Source organism: Fontivita pretiosa (assembly GCF_050410795.1).
GTDB classification, from domain to species: domain Bacteria; phylum Planctomycetota; class Phycisphaerae; order Tepidisphaerales; family Tepidisphaeraceae; genus Fontivita; species Fontivita pretiosa.
This window is the reverse complement of sequence record NZ_CP191258.1, coordinates 2,682,631-2,705,558: the sequence shown is the minus strand read 5'-3', so window position 1 is coordinate 2,705,558 and position 22,928 is coordinate 2,682,631. Positions and strand designations below refer to the sequence as shown.

22 protein-coding genes and 1 tRNA gene are annotated in these 22,928 nt (G+C 65.1%); 10 read left to right on the top strand and 13 right to left on the bottom strand.

Annotation, left to right across the window (positions count from 1 at the left end):
• Positions 1-127 precede the first annotated feature (127 nt).
• Both ACQS5P_RS10930 and ACQS5P_RS10925 read left to right on the top strand, forming a co-directional pair.
• On the top strand, positions 128-352 hold the full coding sequence (locus ACQS5P_RS10930) for a hypothetical protein (protein WP_428940929.1): 225 nt from the start codon (positions 128-130) through the stop codon (positions 350-352).
• 108 nt (positions 353-460) lie between these two features.
• Positions 461-1,099 (top strand): N-acetyltransferase, encoded by a 639-nt coding sequence (locus ACQS5P_RS10925; RefSeq protein WP_428940928.1) that lies wholly within the window; start codon positions 461-463, stop codon positions 1,097-1,099.
• Positions 1,100-1,129: 30 nt separating this feature from the next.
• Here ACQS5P_RS10925 and ACQS5P_RS10920 read toward each other — a convergent pair.
• The 3 genes from ACQS5P_RS10920 to ACQS5P_RS10910 all read right to left on the bottom strand — a co-directional run bounded on the left by ACQS5P_RS10920 (position 1,130) and on the right by ACQS5P_RS10910 (position 3,518).
• Positions 1,130-1,202, bottom strand: a tRNA-Met gene (locus ACQS5P_RS10920).
• Positions 1,203-1,425: 223 nt separating this feature from the next.
• Positions 1,426-2,961, bottom strand: a complete 1,536-nt coding sequence (locus ACQS5P_RS10915) for a hypothetical protein (RefSeq protein WP_428940927.1) — start codon at positions 2,959-2,961, stop codon at positions 1,426-1,428.
• Complete coding sequence (locus tag ACQS5P_RS10910; RefSeq protein WP_428940926.1) at positions 2,958-3,518, bottom strand: GNAT family N-acetyltransferase; 561 nt, start codon at positions 3,516-3,518, stop codon at positions 2,958-2,960. Before ACQS5P_RS10910 ends, ACQS5P_RS10915 begins: the two co-directional genes overlap by 4 nt.
• A 188-nt stretch (positions 3,519-3,706) precedes the next feature.
• Between ACQS5P_RS10910 and ACQS5P_RS10905 the strand changes: the two genes are divergently transcribed.
• On the top strand, positions 3,707-4,291 hold the full coding sequence (locus ACQS5P_RS10905) for a hypothetical protein (protein WP_428940925.1): 585 nt from the start codon (positions 3,707-3,709) through the stop codon (positions 4,289-4,291).
• On the opposite strand, the gene ACQS5P_RS10900 is transcribed toward ACQS5P_RS10905, so the two are convergent.
• From ACQS5P_RS10900 to ACQS5P_RS10890, 3 genes are all read right to left on the bottom strand, one after another.
• Entirely contained in the window at positions 4,230-5,081 is an 852-nt protein-coding gene (locus tag ACQS5P_RS10900; RefSeq protein ID WP_428940924.1) for an ATP-binding cassette domain-containing protein, read from the bottom strand. The two genes, ACQS5P_RS10905 and ACQS5P_RS10900, sit on opposite strands and share 62 nt — an antisense overlap.
• Positions 5,082-5,133: 52 nt before the next feature.
• The gene (locus ACQS5P_RS10895; protein WP_428940923.1) at positions 5,134-5,571 is read right to left on the bottom strand and encodes a hypothetical protein; all 438 of its coding nucleotides are present in this window, start codon (positions 5,569-5,571) and stop codon (positions 5,134-5,136) included.
• 301 nt (positions 5,572-5,872) lie between these two features.
• Entirely contained in the window at positions 5,873-6,568 is a 696-nt protein-coding gene (locus tag ACQS5P_RS10890) for an RraA family protein (RefSeq protein WP_428940922.1), read from the bottom strand.
• 155 nt (positions 6,569-6,723) lie between these two features.
• Here ACQS5P_RS10890 and ACQS5P_RS10885 point away from each other — a divergent pair, with 155 nt between their 5' ends.
• Positions 6,724-8,064 (top strand): glucuronate isomerase, encoded by a 1,341-nt coding sequence (locus tag ACQS5P_RS10885; protein WP_428940921.1) that lies wholly within the window; start codon positions 6,724-6,726, stop codon positions 8,062-8,064.
• A 21-nt stretch (positions 8,065-8,085) separates the two neighbouring features.
• On the opposite strand, the gene ACQS5P_RS10880 is transcribed toward ACQS5P_RS10885, so the two are convergent.
• Positions 8,086-9,072 (bottom strand): uroporphyrinogen decarboxylase family protein, encoded by a 987-nt coding sequence (locus ACQS5P_RS10880; RefSeq protein WP_428940920.1) that lies wholly within the window; start codon positions 9,070-9,072, stop codon positions 8,086-8,088.
• Between the two features lie 270 nt (positions 9,073-9,342).
• Between ACQS5P_RS10880 and ACQS5P_RS10875 the strand changes: the two genes are divergently transcribed.
• The 3 genes from ACQS5P_RS10875 to ACQS5P_RS10865 all read left to right on the top strand — a co-directional run bounded on the left by ACQS5P_RS10875 (position 9,343) and on the right by ACQS5P_RS10865 (position 10,442).
• Positions 9,343-9,588 (top strand): type II toxin-antitoxin system Phd/YefM family antitoxin, encoded by a 246-nt coding sequence (locus ACQS5P_RS10875; protein ID WP_428940919.1) that lies wholly within the window; start codon positions 9,343-9,345, stop codon positions 9,586-9,588.
• The gene (locus ACQS5P_RS10870) at positions 9,585-9,971 is read left to right on the top strand and encodes a type II toxin-antitoxin system VapC family toxin (RefSeq protein WP_428940918.1); all 387 of its coding nucleotides are present in this window, start codon (positions 9,585-9,587) and stop codon (positions 9,969-9,971) included. Before ACQS5P_RS10875 ends, ACQS5P_RS10870 begins: the two co-directional genes overlap by 4 nt.
• Before the next feature lie 96 nt (positions 9,972-10,067).
• Positions 10,068-10,442, top strand: coding sequence for a VOC family protein (locus tag ACQS5P_RS10865; protein WP_428940917.1), 375 nt, complete (start codon positions 10,068-10,070; stop codon positions 10,440-10,442).
• Positions 10,443-10,459: 17 nt separating this feature from the next.
• Here ACQS5P_RS10865 and ACQS5P_RS10860 read toward each other — a convergent pair whose 3' ends face one another.
• Together ACQS5P_RS10860 and ACQS5P_RS10855 are read right to left on the bottom strand one after the other, a co-directional pair.
• Entirely contained in the window at positions 10,460-12,190 is a 1,731-nt protein-coding gene (locus ACQS5P_RS10860) for a hypothetical protein (RefSeq protein WP_428940916.1), read from the bottom strand.
• 36 nt (positions 12,191-12,226) lie between these two features.
• Positions 12,227-12,895, bottom strand: coding sequence for a hypothetical protein (locus ACQS5P_RS10855; RefSeq protein ID WP_428940915.1), 669 nt, complete (start codon positions 12,893-12,895; stop codon positions 12,227-12,229).
• 101 nt (positions 12,896-12,996) lie between these two features.
• On the opposite strand from ACQS5P_RS10855, the gene ACQS5P_RS10850 reads away from it, so the two are divergent.
• The gene (locus tag ACQS5P_RS10850) at positions 12,997-14,007 is read left to right on the top strand and encodes an ectonucleotide pyrophosphatase/phosphodiesterase (RefSeq protein WP_428940914.1); all 1,011 of its coding nucleotides are present in this window, start codon (positions 12,997-12,999) and stop codon (positions 14,005-14,007) included.
• Between the two features lie 12 nt (positions 14,008-14,019).
• Here ACQS5P_RS10850 and ACQS5P_RS10845 read toward each other — a convergent pair whose 3' ends face one another.
• Positions 14,020-17,784 (bottom strand): beta strand repeat-containing protein, encoded by a 3,765-nt coding sequence (locus tag ACQS5P_RS10845; protein WP_428940913.1) that lies wholly within the window; start codon positions 17,782-17,784, stop codon positions 14,020-14,022.
• 325 nt (positions 17,785-18,109) lie between these two features.
• Between ACQS5P_RS10845 and acpS the strand changes: the two genes are divergently transcribed.
• A complete protein-coding gene (gene acpS / locus ACQS5P_RS10840; protein WP_428940912.1) occupies positions 18,110-18,499 on the top strand; it encodes a holo-ACP synthase in 390 nt (129 codons plus the stop codon).
• A gap of 242 nt (positions 18,500-18,741) precedes the next feature.
• Here the strand turns inward: acpS and ACQS5P_RS10835 are convergent, their stop codons facing one another.
• Positions 18,742-19,989: an FIST signal transduction protein gene (locus ACQS5P_RS10835; RefSeq protein WP_428940911.1), complete on the bottom strand. Its 1,248-nt coding sequence runs from the start codon at positions 19,987-19,989 to the stop codon at positions 18,742-18,744.
• 167 nt (positions 19,990-20,156) lie between these two features.
• Here ACQS5P_RS10835 and ACQS5P_RS10830 point away from each other — a divergent pair, with 167 nt between their 5' ends.
• Positions 20,157-20,621 (top strand): Rieske (2Fe-2S) protein, encoded by a 465-nt coding sequence (locus ACQS5P_RS10830; RefSeq protein WP_428940910.1) that lies wholly within the window; start codon positions 20,157-20,159, stop codon positions 20,619-20,621.
• Positions 20,622-20,629: 8 nt separating this feature from the next.
• Here ACQS5P_RS10830 and ACQS5P_RS10825 read toward each other — a convergent pair whose 3' ends face one another.
• Both ACQS5P_RS10825 and ACQS5P_RS10820 read right to left on the bottom strand, forming a co-directional pair.
• Positions 20,630-21,856, bottom strand: coding sequence for a hypothetical protein (locus ACQS5P_RS10825; RefSeq protein ID WP_428940909.1), 1,227 nt, complete (start codon positions 21,854-21,856; stop codon positions 20,630-20,632).
• 214 nt (positions 21,857-22,070) lie between these two features.
• Positions 22,071-22,883, bottom strand: a complete 813-nt coding sequence (locus ACQS5P_RS10820; protein ID WP_428940908.1) for a UdgX family uracil-DNA binding protein — start codon at positions 22,881-22,883, stop codon at positions 22,071-22,073.
• Between the last annotated feature and the right edge of the window lie 45 nt (positions 22,884-22,928).

Here is a 22,928-nt window from a genome sequence, read left to right as displayed (position 1 = left end):
GCAATCCCGATGCGACTGATAATCAGTCGCATGCAACGCTGTTTGGGCATCCTTCGCACAAAAGTCGGGCACCACAGATCAACCCGCCCGCTCGTCGTGCCGATTCCAGCATCGGAGGGAGCGAGCGATGCTGGAGTCGATCCTTGCCCGGGCGAAGGTGACATTTCTGACACTGTTGTTCTGTGCCCCGGTGGCGGCGGGGGTGTGGTACCAACGGGTGGCCGAGGCGGAACAGGCGTCGGCAACGAACGTGCTGCCGCCGCCGCCCTGGCTGCCCGCATTGTCTGAGGTTCTGGCGGATGCCGATGAACCGCCCGCCGACGCGTCGGCGCAAGTGCCCGTGGTTCCGTGAAAGCACCCCGATCGCGCGAACCGCCCAAACCATTGCGCGTATCAAGCAGAACCTGGCCGTGCCGGCGGCTTCAGTGCCCGGGCTTCGCCTGCCGATCTACGTGTGGCTATGATTCTGCTGCCACGCCGGTTCAGGGCTGTGTGGATCACCAGGAGTAAGATCAGCCGGGCAAACAACGTCCCGATCCCCGCCGGCAGCGCCACCGCAACAATGATCAGACCCGCCACCATTCATGATGTGCCCGTGATACAGGCCATCATCAACTCCCACGCCGAGCTGGGCAAAATGCTGTTCAAGAGCTACGCCGAGCTGTACGAAAACCTGCGCGATTTCGCGGTTTACGAAAGCGACGACGGTCAGGTGGTTGGATGCGTGGCGCTGGCGATCATCTGGGCGGACCTGGCGGAAATCCGCTCGCTGGCGGTGGACGCGCGCTACCAGGGCCGCGGCATCGGGCGACGACTTACCGAATGGTGCATCGAGGAAGCTCGCCGCCTCCAGATTCGCCGGATCATGGCCCTGACCTACGAACAGGCGTTTTTCGAGAAGATGGGCTTTGTGGTGGTTCCCAAGGAGAATCTGCCGCTCAAGGTCTGGAGCGATTGCGTTCGTTGCCCGAAGCGCGACGGCTGCGACGAGATCGCAATGGTCCGCGAGCTGCCCGATGTGCCGATGATGGTCATGCCCCCCGCGCCGCCAACCCCCAGAGGCGTAAGCATCCCCGTCCTTCCCCAAGAAGAGGATTAATCGCCCGGATGCAGGCCGCACGCGGCTCAATAGCAGCGGCCGGACTCGAACCGGCGACCCAGGGCTTATGAATCCCTTGCTCTACCAACTGAGCTACGCTGCCATCGGCGGAAAGATACCAATCTTACGGATGCTGACAAGTTCAGTTCAACCCCAGCCAGTATCACGGGCGTCCCCACCCCCGCTGGAGGCCATCGCACAGGCGAGGATGCCGGTGATACGACCGCTGCCGGCATTCCGCTGCCGGCATTCCGTGAGAGGCTCGCGCACAGTCACAGTCGCCCGTACCCCCAAATGGGCAGGCCGGTCAGGGGGGTGAACGAAGGTCAGTACTGGCGGGCGGTGACGGTTCGGCGGTGCTCGCGATTGACGAAGAAGTATCGCAGGGCGTCGATGAGGTGGTCGTGTACTCCGTCCTTCAGGGGCAGCTCCCCGCCACGGGAGTCGGGGGCGTAGCGGTACTGCTCCAGAGCGCGGATGAGGCGTTGGCAGCGTGGGTGAATGATCAGCGTCGGCTCGCCGCACGCCGGTCGCAGCGCCGCGCGGATCATTTCCACGCCTTCGACGATCAGGCTGCGTCGGGTGCAGACGCTGTATCCGTGACGGCGAAGGAAGTTGACGTTGGATTCGGCGGTCTGCTCGTTGCGGGCCGAGCCGGCAGGGTCGCAGGCGATGCGGTGCGGGCGTCGGCCGATCGACGCGCTTCGTGCCTCGATTTGCGTCAGGTGCACGTCGATGGTCTGCTGCTGCTGGACGTATTCGTCGAAGACGATCAGGCGCCTGGATTCCGGTTGCTCGAAAATCCACAGACAAACAAAGGGATTGTGAAAGCCGAAGTCGATGGCCAGGCTGAGTGTCGCCTGCGCGGCCGGCGCGATCGCGTCGCTGACGTGAAGCGCGCGATCGAAGCTGGGGAAGACGCATCCTCTGGTGCTGGGCCGGCGGCAGAGGATTTCCGATTCCCAGGTTTCGCGGCTGACGCGGCGTTTCATCGCGATGGCATCATCGATGCGGAAAAAGCCGTCGCACTTGTCCTTGGCCACGCCGCGACATTCGTCCCACAGCGGGCAGGTTCGGCAGTCGCGTTGCGGCGGGCATTTCTCCAGAACCTCCAGAAGACACCAGTGGACCATGCGTTTGCCGGCGGCTGGCGCGTCGTCGATGATCCGTGACATCAGGCCATACGGACGGTGAAAGGTGGAGATGGCCTGCACGGTTCCGGCGATCGTGCCGCCGGGACCGTCGCCGGATCGGGTAACAAGCTGGGCGGCTTCCCAGATTTCGGGCTTGAACAGCTCGACTTCGTCGCAGCGGAGCTTGTTGACGCGCAGGCCGCGGACAGCGCGCTCGGACTGGGTGAGCACGGCGGCGGCGGAATGGTTGCACAGGGCGATTCGGCGTGCGCTGCGCGGGCGGCGGAGGATCATGCCCGAGGCATGTTCCTCCAGACACGGCAGCAGATGCTCCCACATGCGCAGGCTCTGCTCCAGCGATCCGCCAAGGATGCGGATCGAGATGCCGGGTTTGTGCAGCAGCTCGGCGAAGGTGACGGCGGCGGCCAGTCGCGTCTTGCCTCCGCCGCGCGGCGCCCAGACGATCAGGTCTGGCGACGGCTCGAAATAGGAAGCACAAACGTAGTCGAAGGGGGCCTGGTGGTTGGGGCAGACGCTGTTTCGCGGAACGTGAATTCCGGCGTGCTGCTGGAGCCAGAGATGAAGTTCATCGGGACTGCCGCAGGGCCGGGAGTGTGCGAATGTCTCCGGGTCGTTTCGGATCGGCACGGCCTTGCGGCGTTGCTTGCTGCGGCGAGCTGGTGGTTTGCGCTTGCCGCGGGCACGTCGGGTTTTGTTGGATTTGCTCATGGTGATTCTGGTCCGTGAGTGTTGGTTGCGCCGCCTGGGCAGGCGGCGCGGTCGAAGATGAAATAAACCGGCTCGTGCGGACACGCGGGGGCGATGCGCGTCATCCCGGCCAGGTCGAACAGCGGATGTGCCCGAGCCATGATGGCCAGGGCTTCGACATACCGGGTTGGACAGACCTGGCAGAGCTTTCGCACCAGGATGCTGGAGAGTCCCAGCGAACGGAACTGCGGGTGGACGATCACGCGACTGATGGTGCGGAGGTTGGCATTGGCAAAGGCCAGATTCTGGGCGCGGCTGAATTGCTCGCGACCGAAGAAACGCTCGCGCGGGCGGCAGCTTGGTACGGGATAGGACAGGACCGCGACGGCGACGAGCCTGCGCTGCCGCAGATCGGCCCATCGCGATCGGTCTGAGTGATCTTCATAGCGGATCGTCCAGACGTCCGCCCAGGTCGCGGGGCGGCGGGCAAGATAGTGGAAGCAGGCCAACTCGTCATAGTCGTGTGAGTTGCCTTGCGCAAGGATGAATCGGCCAGGCAGGAAAGTGGGCAGGGACATGGGCAGGGGTGAAAAGAAAAGCAGGCACCGATCAGGACGCCGGGCAGACGATGCAACGCATTGGGGCCAGTGCGGATATGGCATGAAGAATGTGTCTTGAAACGTCTGGCTTGAAGCTTGGGGCTTTTTCCTGTCTGCTGGACACGGGATAGAATTTCGTCAGTGGCGAAAGGAGACGAAATCGCGTCATGGCGGTGGACCTGATATGTCCGGACTGCGGGGGGATCATCGGGGGCGACACGAACGATCCTGATGGTCGGGGGCCGTGCACCTGTCATCTGGACCTGAATGCAGGTTTCAGCAAGGATCCATCGGCGGATACGGTGTCGCTGCCCTCGCCGCCGCGTGAGCAGGGCGCACAGCGGTCGTCCGGATCGTCGGGAGCCGCCGACGTGCGCGGGGGCAACGACCTGGCCGGCGCACCGCAGAAAATCTGCGTGATCTGCGGCAAGAACGTCGCGGGCCATCGACGGCTCAAGGACAGCCGCGGGTATCTGTGCCTGGATTGCGCCAAAGCCGAAAAGCGACAGGAGCGGGAAGGCAAAGTCCCCTGCGCCGAATGCGGACGCTACGTCAAACCGGGGGGCATCGTCGAATACAACGGCCTGCGAATCTGCCGCAAGTGCCACGAGGATCATAAGCAGCTCCAGAAGAAGGCCGTGAAGAAGGTCGCCACGAAGCATTACGAAGAGCACGAGAAGCGGAACCTGCTTATTCTGCTGGCGATCTTCGTGGCGCTGGGGCTGATTGTGCTGTGGCGGCAGTTGAGCTAGCGATTTGCGGTGGCCGGCAGCGCAGCAGATCCAGCCGATAGAAATCGCAGCGGACGATCAGGTCGGGCGACAGAGCATCGATCAGATCGTGATGGGAAGTGGCGAGGACGGCTCGCAAAAGCTCAGGCGCGGCGCTGACCGCCCGCCGCAGCGAGCGCGCGATCACGCAGGCCGTGACACGGTCAAGCACGGCGGCGAATTCGTCACAGACGATCGTGCATGACGTGAGCGGGCCGGATCGCGCGGCCGGCAACAGCGGGGCTGAAACGGTTCCTGCCTCCCGCGCATCATCGCGACCGCACATCATCGGTGCCGCGCGGTGCAGCGCCAGAGCAAGCCGCAGCCGCCAGCGCTGTCCCTCGCTCAGTTCGCCGGGCGTGCGCAGATAACTCCAGGCTTCGGACAGACCGACGCGATTGAGCAGGCGGATGACCTGCGGCAGTGGCGCTGGACCAAAGCAGTTGACCAGTGGACGGGCGGGCAGCTTCAGGCGGTCCAGGTCGATCCAGCCACAGCGGCCGGTGCGGTGGCCTGGTATGATAGCGCGGCGGGCGCGCAGGGCGGCCAGCAGCGTGCTCTTGCCCGATCCGCTGGGGCCGGTGATCAACGTGATCTGTCCGGGCACGGGCATCAGGGCTTCGATGCCATCGAAATCGAAACCATTGCACTTCATGTTGCGGTGCTTCGGCCGGCGCAGCCCGAACCAGCGGGCGACGGTTCGCGCCCGGGCGCTACACAGCGCCGGAAGCGGCGGGCAGAACTCCAGGCGCGTCATGGGTGGGTGTGACATCGTGCAGTGGGTGAAGTGAGTTGGATCGGCGGGCCAATGAGGGCAAGCCAGCTCAGCGGCGTGAGCTGATCCCGCGGTGCCAGCCGCGAACGTATTCGATCATGGCGCGCACCTCATGTCGCGAACGCTGCTGCGCTCGCGAGATTGTCTGCACGTTTCGACGGTGCAGGAAATACTCGATGCCGACCTGGCGATGCTCGGGGTCCAGCGTGCAGGTGGGATCGATCAGCGCCACGACCAGCGGGTCGTTGAGGCGATTGAGCACGCGGCGCAGACGGCGAGTCACCGCGCCGGGCGCGATGTTCAGCACCAGACCCATTTCCCGCCGCGACAACCGATACTTCATCGCCATGTCGATCAGCAGCTTGTCCTCGGGACTGAGCAGGCGATAGCGCTGATGGAAGCGATCGGAGGTATCGGGCTGAAGCCCGAAGGCGTCGCGGGCGTGCATGGTGAGCTGGTCGAGTCGGTGTGGATCGATCGTGAGCATGTGCAGGTTTTCCGCAGGTCGGCCCGCCGCACGAAGTGGGCTGTGGTCCGCGGCGGGCGATTCGTGCAATTCCCTTTTCGCCGAGAGAGTCCGCAACAAGCCTGAAGTTGCCGGGTCTGACACGGGGCGCGGGTTTGTTTTGCGCCGGTCAAACCCTCGGAACGCATGTTAGATAAATGTTAGGTATCATGTCAAGAAGAATCCGTAAACCGCATGGAGCTTTGCAGTTATGCTGCGTCGAGTTCCGCCCCATGCGGATGTTTCTGAGGGCGATGAGCAGCCGATTTGGGTGTGGCGGCGGTTAGAGGACGCCATACTTGTTGTACACCTCTCGAAGCGTCCGCCCCTGCATCAACTCCTTTCGCGAACTGCTCTCCTTGCCGGCCTTTTCCGCCGCCAGACGCAGCGATTGGTCTTCCACGGCTCGCGGGATGACTACGATCCCGTCGAAGTCGGCGAAGATCAGTTCCCCCGGATGCACCAGGACCTGGCCGCACATCACCGGCACGTCGTAGGCCATCACCCGCCCGCGCCCCATCGAATCCAGCGGGCGAATTCCCGCGTAGTAGACCGGAAAACCCAGCTCGATGATTCGATTGCAGTCCCGGATCTGGCTGTCGCAGACGCACCCGACGGCCCCGCGCTGCTTGGCCACCGTGCTCATCAGCTCGCCCCAGGGGGCGTTGGTGCCGGAGTGATCGGTCGAATGCACGACCACATCGCCTGGCCGCAGCGAATCCATCGCCTCGATCTCCAGCCCGTACGGATCGTCCTGCACGACGTAATCGACTTCCATCCAGCGGAAGGTGCGTGCCCGGCCGACGAAACCGCAGTTGTGCCGATCCGGCAGCAGCGGGCGAAGCCGCTGGTGCATCGCCTGATGGCGATACCCCAGCGAATCGAGCACGTCGCAGACGACGGCGACATACAGGTTGTTCTCGCGAATGAAGCGGAAACGATCGGCGTCGGTGCTGAACATGGAGGGCCTCGTCTGCATCGTAGTCGAATCCAGCTTGGTGATACCAGGATTGTGAATGAAACCGGCCAGGCGGGCAACGCGTCTGCCGCCGCGGCGGCGGGCGTCCGTGACATGCGAGGCGTTTGCCCGTACATTTCCACCTGCTTTTGGCCGTCGCCAACCAGGGAGTATCCATGAGCACGCAACCACAAGACCAACACAGGCTTTCTGACCGCAACGCGATCCAGGTCGAGATCGAGCGGGTGCTGAGATCCGAACCGGTCGTGGACATGCACACGCACCTGTATCCGCCGAGCTTCGGCACGCCCGTGCCCAACAGAACCGGCAAGACCGACCCGACGGGCCTTTTGCTGTGGGGGATCGATGAGCTGCTGACGTATCACTATCTCGTGGCGGAGGTGTTCCGCGTCGTGCCGGCCAGCAGGCTCCCGTACGACGAGTTCTGGAAGATGAGCAAGACGCAGCAGGCGGACCATATCTGGAAGTGGCTGTTCGTGGAGCGCGCGCCGATCAGCGAAGCGTGCCGCGGCGTGCTCACGTGCGTGCAGAAGCTGGGGCTGGACCCCAACGAATCGCCGGCGCAGTGGCGCAAGTACTTCGCCGAGCAGGATCCGTCAAAACACATCGATCGCGTGATGGAGCTGAGCAACGTCACGTCGATCACGATGACCAACCCGGTCTTCGACGACAACGAGCGCAACCGCTGGCTGAAGGACCCGAACGTCGGCGCCGATCCGCGATTCAAGGCGGTGCTGCGCATCGATCCGCTGCTTCGCAACTGGCCGCTGGCGGCAAAGAAACTCAGTGAGTGGGGCTATCCGGCAAGCGAGACGATCGACCAGAAGAGCATCGAATCGGCCAGAAAGTTCCTGCGCGACTGGATCGACCGTCAGAAGGCAATCTACCTGGCGGTGAGCCTGCCGCCCAGCTTCCGCTATCCCGCGCCGCCGACCGACACCCTCGGCGCCGCCGGCTCCACCATCTTCTCCAAAGTCATCATGCCGGTCTGCGCCGAGCGGAACCTGCCGTTTGCCATGATGATCGGTTCGATCCTCCAGGTGAATCCGGGTCTCAAAGACGGCGGCGACGCCGAGGGCAAGGCCGACATCGAATCGGTCATGAACATCTGCCGCGAGTTCCCGAACAACCGCTTTTTCGTGACGATGCTGGCCCGCGAAAACCAGCACGAGCTGTGCGTCGCGGCGCGAAAGTTCGGCAACCTGATGGTCTTCGGCTGCTGGTGGTTCGTGAACAACCCCAGCCTCATCGAGGAGATCACCCGGATGCGCTGCGAGCTGCTGGGGCCGACGTTCATCCCCCAGCATTCCGACGCGCGCGTGCTGGATCAGTTGATCTACAAGTGGGACCACAGCCGCCGCATCATCGCCAGGGTGCTCACCGACAAGTTCGACGACATGCGGCTGACGGGCAGAGTCCCCACCGCGGGCGAAATACGGCGGACGGTGAAGGACTTCTTCTCAGGCAACTTCACGCGCTTCCTGGCCGGGCAGTGAGCCGCTTCGGGCATGCGAGCACTAATAACTGCTGCTGATGCACGCCTCGGCCAGGGCGCGCAGGTTCTGCGGCGGGACACGCCGCGGGTCGAAGGTGCAGCCCGGGGCGATGATGATCGGCCGACCAGCGGCTTGCGCCAGGGCGTCGTGCACTTGGCGGCGGACATCCTCGGGCGAACCGTTGGCAAGGGTGTTGAGGTTGTCCACGCCCGCGCAGATCGCCGGGCCGAGCCAGTCCCGCACCTGGGCAATCGCCGGTCCTGCCGCGCGATCCGCCCAACTGACCGCATGAACGTGCGGCATCCGGCTCAGCCCACGCAAGTCGCGCGGACGACCGCACACGTGCAGAATGTTGAACCGCGCTTCGCTGGCGGCGGCCAGGATCTGCTCATCGGCAGGACGCACCAGCCGCCGGTACAGATCCGGATGCTCCGGCGTCTCCACCCAGTCATCGCGCACCGACAGGTAGATACCGTCGGCGCCGGCGGCCAGGCACCGGCGCGCGAAGTTGGCCAGGTTGCCCGCGATCGTCTGAAGTGCTGATTCGACCGCGCCGGGATTGGTGGCCCAGGCCTGGCGAATCCAGCGGCTGGGCGCATCCGCCGAGGCATCCAGGTTCGGGGGCTGATGCTGTTGTGGCGGCTGGATGAGCTGCCGCAAAACCGCCCAGGCATTGAAGATCGTCGTGCTCATCAGGACCCGCCCGCGCGTCTGGCGGCGAAGCTCGGCGATCAGGTCGATCTGCCGCGCAAACTCCGGCTCCTGGCCACCGAGCGGCTTCAGCGACGCCAGATCATCGATCGACCGGATCGGCACATGGTGCGGATAGCCGTTGTCGTTCATCACCTTCAGAAAATCGAGCTGATATTCCTCCAGCAGATCCAGGTGTGCGCGCACCGCGGCCGGGCCATGGATCTGATCCGGCGAAAAGTGATGCCAGAAGCTGAACGGCGGGCGATCCGGCTGCCGGCCCGACAGCACCGCTTCAACTCGCTCGACCGGTGACATGCGCTTGATCCTCCACAGACAATCGCCAAACTGGACTCTCCATGATACCCGTAGAACATGTAGCATGGCAGGTGTAGAACAGAACGCCGGGGGGCAGAGCCGTCATCGCCTTCGAGCCGATCTTTGGCGACCGGGGCCGAATTGGCGCGCCGTGAGCCTTTGAGCACAGATTGGGCTGCCCTCGCACCACGACATCCCCACCTGGCACGCAGCGGGCGATAAGATCCCACGACGGCGCGAACAAGCACAACCTGGTGTATAATTGTGTCGATGCCCACTATCACTGTTCGCGAGGTCCAGGCCGATTTCCAGCGCTACCTCGACCGGGTCGAGCAGGGTGAGTCTTTCATTGTTGTGAGAGACAACAAGCCGGTGGCGGAGATCCGGCCCGCTGCGCCGAAGCCACAACATCCACGCCCCGTCGGCTTGGCCAAGGGCACATTCACCGTCCCCGCTGAGTTTTTTGAGCCGTTGCCCGCTGAGATTCTCGACGCGTTCGAGGGCAAGGTGCGATGAGGTTGCTGCTCGACACCGCGACGTTTCTCTGGCTCACGCTCGATGATCCGAAGCTGTCGGACCGTGCCCGGGCGCTTTTCCAGAATCCAGCCAACGAAGTCTGGCTCTCAGCGGCGTCGGCGTGGGAGATCGCGATCAAGCATTCGTTGGGCAGGCTCCCGTTGCCGGCCGCTCCGGAACGCTTTGTTCCCGAGCAACGCGAGGCGCATGGGATTATGCCCCTTCTGTTCAATGAAGCCGCGGTCCTTCGTCTTAGCAGCTTGCCGCACCACCACCGCGATCCGTTTGACCGCATACTTGTTTGCCAGGCGCAAGCCGACGATCTGGTGATTCTGACGTCGGACGAGGCGATCCGTGCGTATCCGGTGAAGACAGACTGGTAGCCATCTCAGCCGCCGGGAAACCTGGGGCACTCCTGACGGGGTTGATCCTCCACACAGAATCGCCAAACTGGAATCTCCATGATACCCGTAGAACATGTGGCATGGCAGGTAAAGGATCCGACCGCGGTGGCGCAGTGGTATGCCCAGCACCTGGGGTTTCGCGTGCTGCGCAAGCAGGACAAGCCGCCGTTCACGCACTTCATCGCCGACGCCGCGGGCAGAGTCGTGATCGAATTGTACAGCCGCCCGGAGATTCCCGTGCCGGACTACGCGAGGATGAACCCGCTTCAGCTTCACCTGGCCTTCGAGGCTGAGGACCTGGATGCCGAGCGCGACCGGCTGGTCAAGGCCGGCGCCACCGTCGCCGAAGAGCGATCGACCAATGCCGCCGGCGACTTGCTGATCATGCTGCGCGATCCGTTCGGCTTCCCCATCCAGCTCTGCAAGCGCGTCAAGCGGATGCTGGGATAAGGCCGGCATTGCCGCGGTCACGGCTCGCGCAGGACCAGCCAGCCGGGCATGTCCGCCGGACGATCGACGCGGGTGAATCGCTGGCGAAGCTGCACCGGCAGATGCGCGGGGATCTCGTCGCGAACGAGGATCTGGCGCAGGCGTGGCGGCAGGCCCTCATCAAGCTGCCGGGGGCTGAGCGTCAGCCCCGCCAGATGCAGGTCCTGGATCGCCGGCTCGTAGTGATAGGCTCGCCCCTCGCTGAACAGCGTCGCCAGCGGATACTGCGGGATGTAAACCTCGCCGGGGTGTTGGCGGGCGTATTGGTAGGCGATCTGAAGATGGCTGCTGCTCAGCTCACCCCACAGGGCGAACTGGCGGGGCAACGCGAGCCACTCGCGCGGACGCGCCGCGATCCCCAGCACGAAGGCCAGGCACACACTCATGGCGAGGACGCGCGCCCATGGTCTTACAACCGCTGAATCGCCCGCGGCGGAAGCGGAGATGGCCGGGCCAGTGTCTCTGCTGGCGTCGCTGCCTCGGAAGCACACCTGAAGCGCAGTGATGATCGCGCTGCATGCTGCCAGAAGAAGGAAGTACGACGTCGCCGCCGCGTTGTTCCCTCGTCCGAGCACTTTCGCATACGCCAGCCCCGTCGTCGGCAGAACGCAAATCGCAAGCAGGGCCGGAACAAGCCAGGGGTTGGCTCTGGCCCAGGCAGCGATCCTGTCGCTCAGACGCACATGGCGCGTTGACTCAGGCCGTCGCGCTTCGCCAAGCCGCACCGCTGCCGCGCACAGCAGGCGCAACCCTAAGCCGACGATCAGCAGCACCAGCGCCGGCATCGCGTCGGCGCGGATCATCCGCATCGCACGCAGCAGGGCATGCGGCTTGTCGAGCCACGGCCACTGCCACGGATGCCGTACCGGAACGATCAGGGTGTGAAACAGCATCGCTTCGACGCCGAATGCCAGCAGCAGCGCGTACGAGATCGCTCCCGCGGCCAGCACCATGCCCAGGATGCAGCGCCATCCCCATCTCCATCCGCCGACCAGCAGCACGTAGACCGGCAACGCCACGACGATCGGGGCCAGGGTCTGCTTGGACCACAGCGAAGCGGCGGCCAGAGCGCCGACCAGCAGGCCGCTGCGCAGCGGCGCGGCACTGCCCGCGGATCGCACCAGCATGGCGCAGGCGCAGGCGGCCAGGCCGATGGCGGGGGCGTCAACCGTGACGGCGGCGGCGGTGTAGAGCAGCTTGGTCACATGCGTCGCAAACAACGCGAACAATGCTGCGCCAACGAGTATGAACGACGCATCCGGCCGCTCGCCGGTCGCGGCCATGCCGCTACAGCGAAGAAACCAGACCATCGGAATTGCGAACAGCGCCAGGTTGATTCCCGCCCCCGCCAGCACACCCACCGTCGGCGTCGCCAGCAGCGCCGTCGGCGCATAAACCATCGCCGACACAGGACCGTACATCCGCACCAGCAGCGGTCCCTGTCCGGGCGGATGATAGAGTCGATCGCCCATCGCCCAGGCCACACCCGGCGTCATTCGCGAGCAGCTCCAGGCGTCCCGCGGCGCGTAGGGCAGCAGCGCCACGACCCGCGCCGCCGACAACGCCAACGCCGCCCACGACAGCATCAGCATCCCCGCCCGCCAATGACTTTCCTTGCGGATGTTCAGAAAGATCCACAGCAGCACCGGCGCGCCCAGCAGCGCGATCGGCAGATACTCCAGCAGGTAGTAGACCACCAGCCAGAACACGGCGCTTCAGAAGGATAGCAGGATCGCTCAAGCCTGTCAGACCCGCACCCCGGCACGCTGCAATTCCACAATCCACTGCGGAGTCTGCTGGAGACAGGCCTGAATGTGCCGGCGGCGGGACAGGTAGTACAGCGCCAGCAATGCGGGTCCGGCCGGGGCGATGATCATCAGGATCGCGTAGACGAGGATATGGATTTGCCGGACCAAATCCTGCAAGGGCGCCATCATCCCGGCAAGCTGCGGGTCGGCCGCCACCGCCTGCGCCATCTCCGCGGACAACAACTCACTGGGCGAGCTCAGGCTCATCCACAAGCACATCGCCGCGTAGCCGAACAGCAGCAACGCCAGCGCGAGCTGGTTGGCCGCCAGCCGCCGCGGCGCCGATAGGTCCAGCCGCTCCAGCCCCCGCGCGCCGTGGAACTCGACGTACGAGATCACCGCCATCCCCGCGCCAAGCACCATCGCGCTGACGCTGCGCGATGCCGACAGCAGTGTCACCGCCGCGAAGATCGCGCTGATCCACCCGTTGATCCGCGCCACGTTGACGGCCCGGCGAACTTTTCGCCCCAACTGCCGTGCGGCGGCAATCTGCTGAAGATGCTCCACCCGCGGGCCGATCTCCGCCGGCGAAGCGACATGAAGCCTCAGCGGCGGCAGCGTGGCTGGCGGCGACGGGCTGGCAGATGCCGACCGGAGCGTTGTCACATCATCGACATCGACCCAACCCCCCAGCCCGATCAACTCGGCTTCATTTACCGGACCAGCAGCGGTTGTCTGGACGGCCGCTTGTCGTTACAAACAACCGCATGATTCGCAGATGCGGGCTGGTGGGTTTGGTTCTGGTGTGGGGGCTGCTGGGGCGGTTGCCTGATGCATGGGGCGATCCGAACCATCGCCCCGTACCGGCGATCAATCGGGTGCTCATCATCAGCGTGGACGGACTGAGGCCCGACGTCCTGCTCCGTGGCCAGGTCCCCTCGATCCGTCAACTCCTGCGACGGGGCAGTTTCAGTTTCTGGGCGCAGACGATTCCCACCGCCAACACGCTGCCTTCGCACGTGAGCATGTTGACCGGCGTGCAGCCCGAGGTGCATGGCATCACCTTCAACGACGAACGCGCCACCACGCGGCCGTTCTATCCGCCGGTTCCAACGCTGTTCGAACTGGCGCATCGGACCGGTTATTCCACGGCCATGGTCTGCGGCAAATCCAAGTTCCTGGCGCTGAACAAGCCGGGAACCATCGACTGGGTCTGGGTGCCCGAGCAGGCCAAAACCGATGACTCCGAGACCGCTCAGCGCGCCGCGTCCATCATCCGGCAGCACAGGCCGGAACTGATGTTCGTGCACTTTGCCGGCCCCGATACCGTCGGGCACTCCAAAGGCTGGGGATCGATTCAGCAACTCCAGGTGATCGAGCAGATCGACCAGCACATCGGGGTGCTGCTCGAGGAGCTGGTGAACGCCGCGGTGGCCGACTCGACGCTGGTGATCCTCAGCTCGGATCACGGCGGCGCGGGACGAACGCACGGCGCCCAGAGTCTGCCAAGCCTGCACATCCCCTGGATTGCCGCCGGGCCGGGCGTCCGCGCCAATTTCGACCTGACGCTGCTGCGCGATCTTCAGATCAATACCTGCGACACCTTCGCCACCGCATGCTGGGTGCTGGGCATCGACCGGCCCGAAATCGTCGACGCCAAGCCGATCACCCAGATCATCGAGGGTTACGAGCTGATGCACGATGCCAAACCCGCGGCGACGACCAAACCTTCTTCCACGGCGACTACGCAGCCGGCAGCGCCAGTTGGCAGCCGATGAACAGTTCGGGTCCTAAAGCACCTCTGCGATGAGAGGCGTATTGCTGAAGCCGACGGCTCGTTGATCACTTCGGCCTGCAACCGCCAGCACGCCCGACTGGTTCACGAACGCGTTGTCGATCAGGGCGTAGTCGGTGGCGTCGATCCCGCCGGAGTAATCGAAATCGCCGTGGATCCACCCGGTCAGGCTGTTGACAAAACCGTTATCGATCAGCGAGTAGTCGGTGGCGTCGATCGAACCGCTCAAGTCGGCGTCGCCGAAATACGTGCGTTTCACCAGGACCTCGTTGCCGACCAGCGCGTGTCCTGCGAAACTGGTGTAGATTGGGCCACTGCCGCCAACCTGCGCCAGATCGTTGAGGATCACCCCCAGCCCGTAGAGGAAGCTGCCGGCGGCGAGGTTCTGCTGGGAAGCGGCCGAGCTGCAAATCCCGGCGCCCAGCCAGTCGTAGGCGCCGCCGTTTTGCAGGCCGCTCTTCAGCCGCGCCGTCACGGCGGCCAGCGTGCCCGCCCCGCCGCTGCGGACGATCAACGCCCCGTCATTCAGATCGAGCTTGCCGCTGCCGTTGATGTTGATCGAGGCCATCGACACCGCCACGCCACCCGGACCGACGGTCGCGATGCCGCCACTGTTGATGCTGAGCGTGCCGATGCGCTGCGACTGCTGGAACCGCGCCGCCGCGAAGCCGCCAGCGCCGGGGCTGACGACCACGCTGTCGTCGCCGCCGCTGGGCACGATCGTCACGGTCCCATTGGAAGCCGTGCTCGTGACATTGATGGCGTCGGCGTTGTCCCCGGCATCGACGATCACCCTCCGCGCCGACCCGACCGTGCCGATCTGATTGACGCTGACAACATCAGTTCCGCCCAGCCCATTCACGCGCAACATGTCCAGCGCCGCCTCGGCGTTGCTCACCACGAGCCCGCTCGTCAGGCCGGTCACCTCGGTGCCCCCGGCGCTGTCGAAGATATTGAGATTGTTCCCAAGCCCGCTGCCGCTCAGAGTCACGACGTCAGCGGCGCCGTCGGCGGGCGAAAGGTCCACCGCCACGTGCACGAACGCGGCACCACTCAGGCTGTTGATCTGAACCGTATCGGCGCCGCCCAGCGGGCGGATCGTCAGCGTGTCGTAGGCGGTCTCGGGTGTGGCGATGGTGACCACGGCTGGCAGTCCGAAGACCGAAACCTCGCCCGCGCCGCCGACCACCTTGATATCGTCGCCCGCATTGGTGCCGTTGACGGTAACGCTGTCCGGCTGCGCATCGCCACTGCCGCCCGCCGCCGCAAGGTTCAGGTCCACCTCGAGCAGATCCGTACCGGCCAGGTTGTTCACGACGATCGTATCGGCCCCGCCCAGCGCATTGAACGTGACCGCTTCGGTGTCGTTCAGGTCCATCGTCACGCTCGCCACGTCGCGGAAGAAGATCACGCGACCGCCGTTGGCGGAAATGGTGATCTTCTCCGCGGCGTTGGCGCCATTGAACAGCAGGCTGTCGAAGCCGGCCTGGCCTTCAAGCACGTCGTTGTCGTCGCCGGGGTTCCAGACGAAGGTATCGTCGCCGCCGCCCATCAGGGCCAGGTCGTTGCCGTCGCCGCCAACGAACTGCTCGCCGCCCGCGCCGCCCGTCATCACATCGGCGCCCAGCCCGCCGTTGATGGTGAGCGGGATGGCGTCGCCGGCCAGCGCGGTTGCGTCCACCACGTCGTCGCTGCCCAGCGCGTTGAGCGTCAACCGGTCGTTGGCCAGTTCATGGCCGAGGATGTTCACGGATGCCTGAAGCCCGAAAACATTGACGGCGCCGACCCCGCCCGCCACACCGAAGGTGTCGTTGCCCTGGGTGGCGTTGATGGTGACGGCGTCGGCTGCGCCATCCCCGTTGCCGCTGCCGTCGCGCAGATCCAGCCCGATCGTCGTCACGTCGGTGCCGCTCAGATCGCCCACGACGATATTGTCCGTCCCGCCCAATGCGCGAAAGTCGATCGCCTCCACATCGTTCAGGTCCATGCTCACGCTGGCCACGTTGCGGAAGAAGATGACGGGTCCGCCGTTGGGCTGGATGTCGATGTTCTCGGCAACATTCGAGCCGAAGAAGAGCATGGTGTCGGTGCCTTCCTGACCCTCCAGCACGTCCGAGCCGTCGCCGGGATTCCACTGGAACATGTCGTTACCGGTGCCCATCAGGGCCAGGTCATTGCCGTTGTCGCCAGAAATGAAATCGGCGTTGTCGCCGCCGAGGAACACGTCGTCGCCCTGCGAGCCCAGCAGCGAATCGTCGCCGGTGCCGCCGTCGGCGGTGAGCTTGATGATGCCCGCGGGAAGCGTGGTGGCGGTAACTGCGTCGTTGCCGCCCAGGGCGTTGATGACCAGCGCGTCGTTGGCGGCTTCGGAGTTGGTCACGCTCACATCCGCCGCCAGCCCGAGCACGCTGACCGAAGTCCCCGAGCCGACGACGTCGATCAGGTCATTGCCGTTGGCGCCGTTGACGATGATGGTGTCCGCAGCGGCATCGCCGCTGGTTCCGCCGATCGTGCTCGCCAAACTGATGTTCAACTGCGTCAGGTCCGTGCCCGCCAGGTCGTTGACGATCACCGTATCCGTGCCCGCCAACGCGTTCAGGTCCAGCCGCTCCACGTCGTCCAGGTCCATCACGATATTGCCCACGTTCCGCGTGAACCGGACCCGCTGGCCGTTGGCCCCCGCTTCGAAGGCCTCGTCGGCGCCGGACCCGTTGAACAGCAGCGTGTCCGCCCCCAACTGGCCCTCGACAACGTCCGAGCCGTCGCCAGGATCCCACTTGAACACGTCGTCGCCCGCGCCCAGGAAGACCACGTCATTGCCCTGCTGTCCGTCGATCAGATCGTTTGCGTCGCCGCCCAGCAGCAGGTCGGCTCCATTGCTGCCCAGCAGCGTGTCATTGCCTGCACCTCCGTCCGCGGTGATCGTGATCAACGCCGCCAAATTCCCTGTGTTGCTGAAGCTGTCGTTGCCGCCGTTGGCGTTGAGGATCAGGTTCTCGCTGGTGCTGATGTCCAGAGAGAACGGGGCCGGATCCACGCGGTCGAAGCGGACGCCGGTTCCGTTGGCGGTGGTGGTAAAGACTTCGGTCCCGCCGCCGCCGTTGACCTCGACGGTGTCGGTTCCGTCCGCGCCTTCGTTCAGGTCGGTGTCGTCGCCGGGGTTCCAGATCATGCGGTCATCGCCCGATTCGCCGAAGACCTGGTCGTCCGCATCCCCGCCGATCAGCACATCGTTGTCGCTCCCGCCAAACAGGGAATCGAAGCCACCTTTGCCAAGCAGTACGTCGTTTCCACTCTGACCGAAGAGCTGATCATTGCCGGAGCCACCGGTGAGCACATCGTTGTCCGTGCCGCCAAAGAGGTTGGACCGGGGCAGGGCGCCTGCGGATTCGTCGAGGGTGATCGTATCGTTTGCGCCCTGGCCGAAAACCTGGATGAGGGAGGTATTGGCGATGGTGGACGTGCCGCCTGAAACGGCCACGGCGCCGCCATTCACCAGCAGCGTGCCCGCGGCGTTGCGGCTGAGCGTGATGGTGTTGTCCATTGCATCGCCAGAGACGGTGAGCGTGCCAGACCCGGGATCGAACGACGCAGTGACGGCGAGATACGCGCGTCGTTCCAAAGGCTCGAAACAGGCCTTGTGCAGACTCGATCGATCTCGTCGCGTGGCGGAGGGAGCGCCAATCGCGGCCGCCGCCCGTGCTGCATAACGGCGCGCAACCGCGCGCAGATCGACAGACTCCTGAAGGTTGCAGCTCATGGAATGGTGCCTCAGTTAGAAGCTGGGGGCGGTTGCACCGACACGTGTCGGCTCGGCTGGTGACTGATGGGCGGCGACGCGCCCGAACGACGCCGACGCACAGCAATGTTATGCAGTTCGTGCCGCAGCCCTAACGTGGTCCGCGGAGAAATCTTCCGATTTTATATAAGAGTGCTGAATCTCGAGGCTTGCGCGCGGATGCCCGGAACCGGCAAACCGATTTTTGCCAGCATCGAGCGATGCGACCCCGGGCCGTTCGTGGCTGAATCGGCCGGCTTGGCGGTGTGCGGTTGCCTTTCCCGGCTCCGATCGTAGCCTGTGGCGTATGTCCATCGTCGGCCACGGAATTGACATCGTCGAGACGGCGAGGATTCGTCGCTCGGTGCAGGAGCATGGCGAGCGATTTCTCGATCGCGTGTTTACGCCGCGGGAACAGGAATACTGCTCGCGAAATCGCAAGCGTTATTATGAACACCTGGCCGGACGGTTCGCCGCCAAGGAGGCGGTGTTGAAGGTGCTGGGCACCGGCTGGCGGGGGGGGATCGCCTGGACCGACATCGAGATCCTGCCCGAACCCAGCGGCCAGCCGAAGGTCAGGCTCAGCGGCGAGTGCCTGCGGATCGCCACCGAAATGGGGATCGTCCGCTGGCACGTGAGCATCAGCCACATCGAAACCCACGCCACCGCCAGCGCCATCGGGCTGAGCGAGGAATGAGATCGCCAGCGATGAATGAGATTACCGTGGCTGGCGCACCCGGCCACGGGCGAAACGCCCGTGACACGTCCGAGCCAACCGTGGCATGGCCGCCCCGGCCATGCAGGGTGCGATCGAATTCGACAGTCTGATCTTCGGGCTCTTCATCACTCCATGCCGATTAGCACGGGCGGGACGCCCGTGACACGTTTGAGCCAACTGTAGCATGGCCGTCCCGGCCATGCAGAGCGCGATCGAATCGATCAGGCGAGCGGGCGCAGCAACGCCAGGCTTGCAGTGTGGCCGTGGATGAAGTTGCGTCCACCCACCGGACCGAATTCGCCGGCGGCGAAAAAGCCCGCGACGGGCGTGCCGGACAGAAGCTGCCGCGCCAGCGTGATGTCATGCCCGGGGCGATCGAACATCCGCGTCCCGCGACCGTTGCAACTGAACAGCAAGCCCGCCGAAGGCGGAGTGCCCGATTGCGCGGCCGCCTCCAGCATCAGCCTCAGATCCTCATCCGCGCTGTCGGCGTCGCGCACGTGGAACTGGACGGTCTGGCCCACGCGCACGAAGTCACCCACCGTGATCCATCCCCGTTGCTGATCCACGCCCGTCACGTTGCGCACCAGAAAGTCTCCGCGCCCGAACTGCTCGCGATACTCGCTGATGGCCTGGCCAATCAAAAGCCCATGCTCCAGCAACTGCTGATCTCGCCGGCCGAGGTCCTGGACGATCTGGCGCAGCGCCTCCAGGGCGGGTCTGCCGCCCAGTTGCTCGATCACGTTGTCATGCCCGCGGGTGACGATCAGTGGCCGGCCGATGGGCCGCGCGCCCTGGCTGACGATGGTCTGCACCTCGAGGGCGCCGCTGAGACTGACGCCCACGAAACCTTCATCGAAGGTCTGGTCGTTGCGAACCAGCACATTCTGCCCGGCGTCGCGCGCTGCGCTGGCCATTCCGCCGACCAGCGGCGCCTGCGGGCAGAGCGTATCCATCGTCTGCATAAGCTGTGTGATCGGTGTGGTCCACGGGTCGCCCATGCCGATCACCGCGCGCGTCTGCGGGCTGATTCCCAGCCTGTGCCTGAACAGCTCGGCTTCGCTGAGCAACTGTCGCCACTGATGCTCGGAGATGTGAAACGGATGAACCCTGACCCCGGGTCCAAGCCTGCCAACCAGCAGCGACATGCCCGGCTGCCGCTCGACTTCCAGTTCGCCGCCGATGACTCCCTCCGCCGAGCAGCCCACCAGCGCCTGCGGATCCAGCTCCAGCCACAGCCGTTCGACAAGCTCGCCGGCCTGCGGCTGGTGATGCGACGTGAAAAACACCAGCGCCAGGTCGATTCGTCCGGGGTGTTGCCGCGCCTGATTGATCAACTGCTGGGCGGCGTCGATGGTCGATTCAGCCTGGCTGATGTACGAGGCAAACTCCACGGCGGCGCCTCCGACGATGCCGGATATATTCTCGCCGCTGCTGCCCAATTGGCCAAGGGCGGGAATGCCACGCACGGCCCGGATGTTGAATTGTCGGGGTCAGGTGCGTCGGCCGAGCCAGTGTCGGGGGTTGTGCGCGGCTGCTGGCGTGCCTATCGTATCGCACGCCCCGGCGGGCAGTCGCGGGATGCCGCCTGCGGGCAGGACATCCGAAAAACCCGTCAATCCAGGAGATCTCCGCCATGTCGGACATGAACCGTCGCGAATTCGTCAGGGCAACAGCCGCCACCGTGTCTCTGGTGGTGTTGGGCGGCGCCCAGGATTGGGCACAGGGCGCGGCCCCGCCGGCACCTTCCGGGCCGCTGGACATCGGGACCCTGGCCGACTACCCCACCGACGGCGTGTTCGACAAATTCCTCAAAACCGAAAAGGTCCTGGTGATCCGTAACGGGAATCGTCTGTATGCATGCAGCGGGCGATGCACCCATAAAGGCTCGACGCTGGCGATCAAGCAGGGCCGGATCCGCTGCCCCAGCCACGGCAGCGTCTTCAACGAACAGGGCGCGCCGGTCTCCGGCCCGGCCAAGGCGCCGCTGGCACGATTTGCCATCACGAAAACCGCCGAAGGTCGCCTGATCGTCGATCGATCCCGAACCTTCGAACCCAGGCAATGGGATGATCCACAGGCGTCGATCACGATTGTCTGATCATCGCGTTATTCTGCCGGGCGATTCGGCGGCGCGCGCCCGATGACGGGACAGGCCGGGATGTACTGCTGGTCGCCGTCGGTCGGGATTGTTCCGAGGATCCGCCAACCAGCTCGCAGATACATCTGCCGCGCCAACTCATCCAGCGGAGATGGCGCCGCAGCGGCGGGGGCGGTTGCGGTGGCGGCGTGCAGACTCACCTGCCGCGACCGAAACGCCAGACAACTCCCCGGCGGCAGTTGGAACCGCCAGTGCAGGTCTCCTTCGGGCGATACCTGCATCCTGAGCTGCACCCGGCCGGCATGCGCCGGGTCGATCAGGATCGGCATGGTGTTGCCCGCGACCGGCATCGCGCCCACGCCGCCCGTTGTCGAGGCAAAGTACACCCAACGGTCGATCTGTATCAGCGAACCGTCCACGACCCGGATCTGGCCCTGTAACCGGCGCAGCGTCGGCTGCCTGGCTCGCCACCACTCGATCGATCCCGCACAGGCGATGGCGACCAGCGTAATCGCCAGCACGCCGCCTCGCCCGCGAACCAGCACCGCCGCCAGCAGAATCAGCAGCGCCACAACGACCCCCACCAGCACGACGCGTCGGCGAAGTTCCGGGGGTTGTCCCGGTCGCCAGTTCTCCAGCGGCGAATAGGCGATCTGCCCGCCAACCGCGCCGTCGAAGCCGGGCAGGTCCGGGTTCAACACCCAAAACCTGCCGACGCGACGCCAGGGCCAGCGCGACTGCGGCGGATCATCGCCACGCCACACGATCGCAATACGGTTGGCGATGGCATCCTCGAAACCAAATCCCTCGGCCAGATGCTCAAGGATCACCGCATCGACGCTCTGCCACGCGAGCATCGGCCCGGAGAGTGCCACTTCCGCCGGCAAGGGGACACGCACGATCTGACAGCCGGGGAACAGCGCTTCGGCAAGTTCAGACACATCGCCTGCCGGCGCCGCGGAGGCATCCAGGATCAATCGCTGCTGCGGCGTCAGTGCCCGCAAGCCAATGCCGTCAAGCCCGAAGGTTCCATCTCCCAGCACCAGCGCCGGCACGATGCCCGTTGTGCCCGGCGGCAGATCGATCGGCACCAAGGCCCGTGCCTCCAGCTTTGCCTGGTCGCCGCCCGGCTCGACCACAACCGGCATGCACCGCCCGGGCCGATAGTAGCCTTCCAGCGGCAAGCGTATGCCGCTCTGGGCGCGCGCGATCGACGAACTCGTCGCGACGAGCATGCAAAGAAGACAAAGAGGAATCGATGTTGTCGGCAGTGTTCGTCGCATCCAACACGCCCGGACGGGGGTATCGCCGCAGAACCAGAAGCATCATCCTACTCGCAAATACAACCGCCTGACCATTGGGTCGGCCTGGCGCAGGCGCGGAGCCACCGGCACGGCAGGTTCACCGCATCTATTGGCCCCTCATGCCGTCGCACGGATCGTGCTCGCATCAGGCGCCGGTCCACAGACCGGGTGGGATGTGCCGCGCGCCCTGGCCCAGATGCGCGCGCCGGTCCTGGCTGACGTCTTGGGCGCGCTGCCGGGCGTTGCTGATCGCCTGCTGGTCGGTGATCCGCTGCATTTCGCGTTTGACGACTTTCAGGTCGGCGACGAATTCGCGGTAGCCTCGCTGCCGCGCCGCATCGTCCGGGGCGCGCAGGATCGATGACGGATGCACCGTTGCCACAACCGCCGGCGCCCAGGGCGTGTCGCGCAGCACCTGCCCGCGAGACCGCGTCACGCGGAACGCCTTGCCGAGCAGCGCCTGCGCCGCCGTCGCACCCAGGCATACCAGCAGCTTCGGCTTGACGGTGGCGATCTCGCTCTTGAGCCACGGCAGGCACGCCTGGATCTCCCGCGCCGATGGCCTGCGATGAATCCGATGCTTGCCTCGCGGCTCGAACTTGAAATGCTTCACCGCGTTGGTGAGGTAGACTTCGCCGCGGTCGATCTGCGCCTCGGCCAGCGCGCGGTCCAGCAGGTTCCCGGCCGGCCCGACGAAGGGCTTGCCGGTGCGATCTTCCCGGTCGCCGGGAGTTTCACCGACGAGCATGACGGACGCGTCGGCCGGCCCGTCGCCGAAAACCGTCTGCGTGGCATTGCGGTAAAGCGGGCAGCCGCGGCAGGTGGCGCTGGCCTGACGAAGCTGCGGCAGGCTCAACCTCGCCGGCATGAACGCCGCCGCCGTGGGCAACTCATCACCAGCTTTATCGCCGGCTTCGTTGCCCCGTTTGCTCGAGCGGGCTGTGAAATGGCTGGCCATCGCGTCACCTCCACCAATCGCTCTGTCACCCAACATAGTCCGCGC

Excerpts from the sequence above, each read along its gene's own strand:
- ACQS5P_RS10875 (WP_428940919.1), top strand. The coding sequence starts at position 9,343 with ATGCCCACTATCACTGTTCGCGAGGTCCAGGCCGATTTCCAGCGCTAC.
- ACQS5P_RS10910 (WP_428940926.1), bottom strand. The coding sequence starts at position 3,518 with ATGTCCCTGCCCACTTTCCTGCCTGGCCGATTCATCCTTGCGCAAGGC.
- ACQS5P_RS10930 (WP_428940929.1), top strand. The coding sequence starts at position 128 with ATGCTGGAGTCGATCCTTGCCCGGGCGAAGGTGACATTTCTGACACTG.
- acpS (WP_428940912.1), top strand. The coding sequence starts at position 18,110 with ATGTCCATCGTCGGCCACGGAATTGACATCGTCGAGACGGCGAGGATT.
- ACQS5P_RS10925 (WP_428940928.1), top strand. The coding sequence starts at position 461 with ATGATTCTGCTGCCACGCCGGTTCAGGGCTGTGTGGATCACCAGGAGT.
- ACQS5P_RS10885 (WP_428940921.1), top strand. The coding sequence starts at position 6,724 with ATGAGCACGCAACCACAAGACCAACACAGGCTTTCTGACCGCAACGCG.
- ACQS5P_RS10850 (WP_428940914.1), top strand. The coding sequence starts at position 12,997 with ATGATTCGCAGATGCGGGCTGGTGGGTTTGGTTCTGGTGTGGGGGCTG.
- ACQS5P_RS10825 (WP_428940909.1), bottom strand. The coding sequence starts at position 21,856 with ATGCTCGTCGCGACGAGTTCGTCGATCGCGCGCGCCCAGAGCGGCATA.
- ACQS5P_RS10895 (WP_428940923.1), bottom strand. The coding sequence starts at position 5,571 with ATGCTCACGATCGATCCACACCGACTCGACCAGCTCACCATGCACGCC.
- ACQS5P_RS10915 (WP_428940927.1), bottom strand. The coding sequence starts at position 2,961 with ATGAGCAAATCCAACAAAACCCGACGTGCCCGCGGCAAGCGCAAACCA.
- ACQS5P_RS10845 (WP_428940913.1), bottom strand. The coding sequence starts at position 17,784 with ATGAGCTGCAACCTTCAGGAGTCTGTCGATCTGCGCGCGGTTGCGCGC.
- ACQS5P_RS10820 (WP_428940908.1), bottom strand. The coding sequence starts at position 22,883 with ATGGCCAGCCATTTCACAGCCCGCTCGAGCAAACGGGGCAACGAAGCC.
- ACQS5P_RS10905 (WP_428940925.1), top strand. The coding sequence starts at position 3,707 with ATGGCGGTGGACCTGATATGTCCGGACTGCGGGGGGATCATCGGGGGC.
- ACQS5P_RS10830 (WP_428940910.1), top strand. The coding sequence starts at position 20,157 with ATGTCGGACATGAACCGTCGCGAATTCGTCAGGGCAACAGCCGCCACC.
- ACQS5P_RS10880 (WP_428940920.1), bottom strand. The coding sequence starts at position 9,072 with ATGTCACCGGTCGAGCGAGTTGAAGCGGTGCTGTCGGGCCGGCAGCCG.
- ACQS5P_RS10900 (WP_428940924.1), bottom strand. The coding sequence starts at position 5,081 with ATGTCACACCCACCCATGACGCGCCTGGAGTTCTGCCCGCCGCTTCCG.
- ACQS5P_RS10870 (WP_428940918.1), top strand. The coding sequence starts at position 9,585 with ATGAGGTTGCTGCTCGACACCGCGACGTTTCTCTGGCTCACGCTCGAT.
- ACQS5P_RS10890 (WP_428940922.1), bottom strand. The coding sequence starts at position 6,568 with ATGCAGACGAGGCCCTCCATGTTCAGCACCGACGCCGATCGTTTCCGC.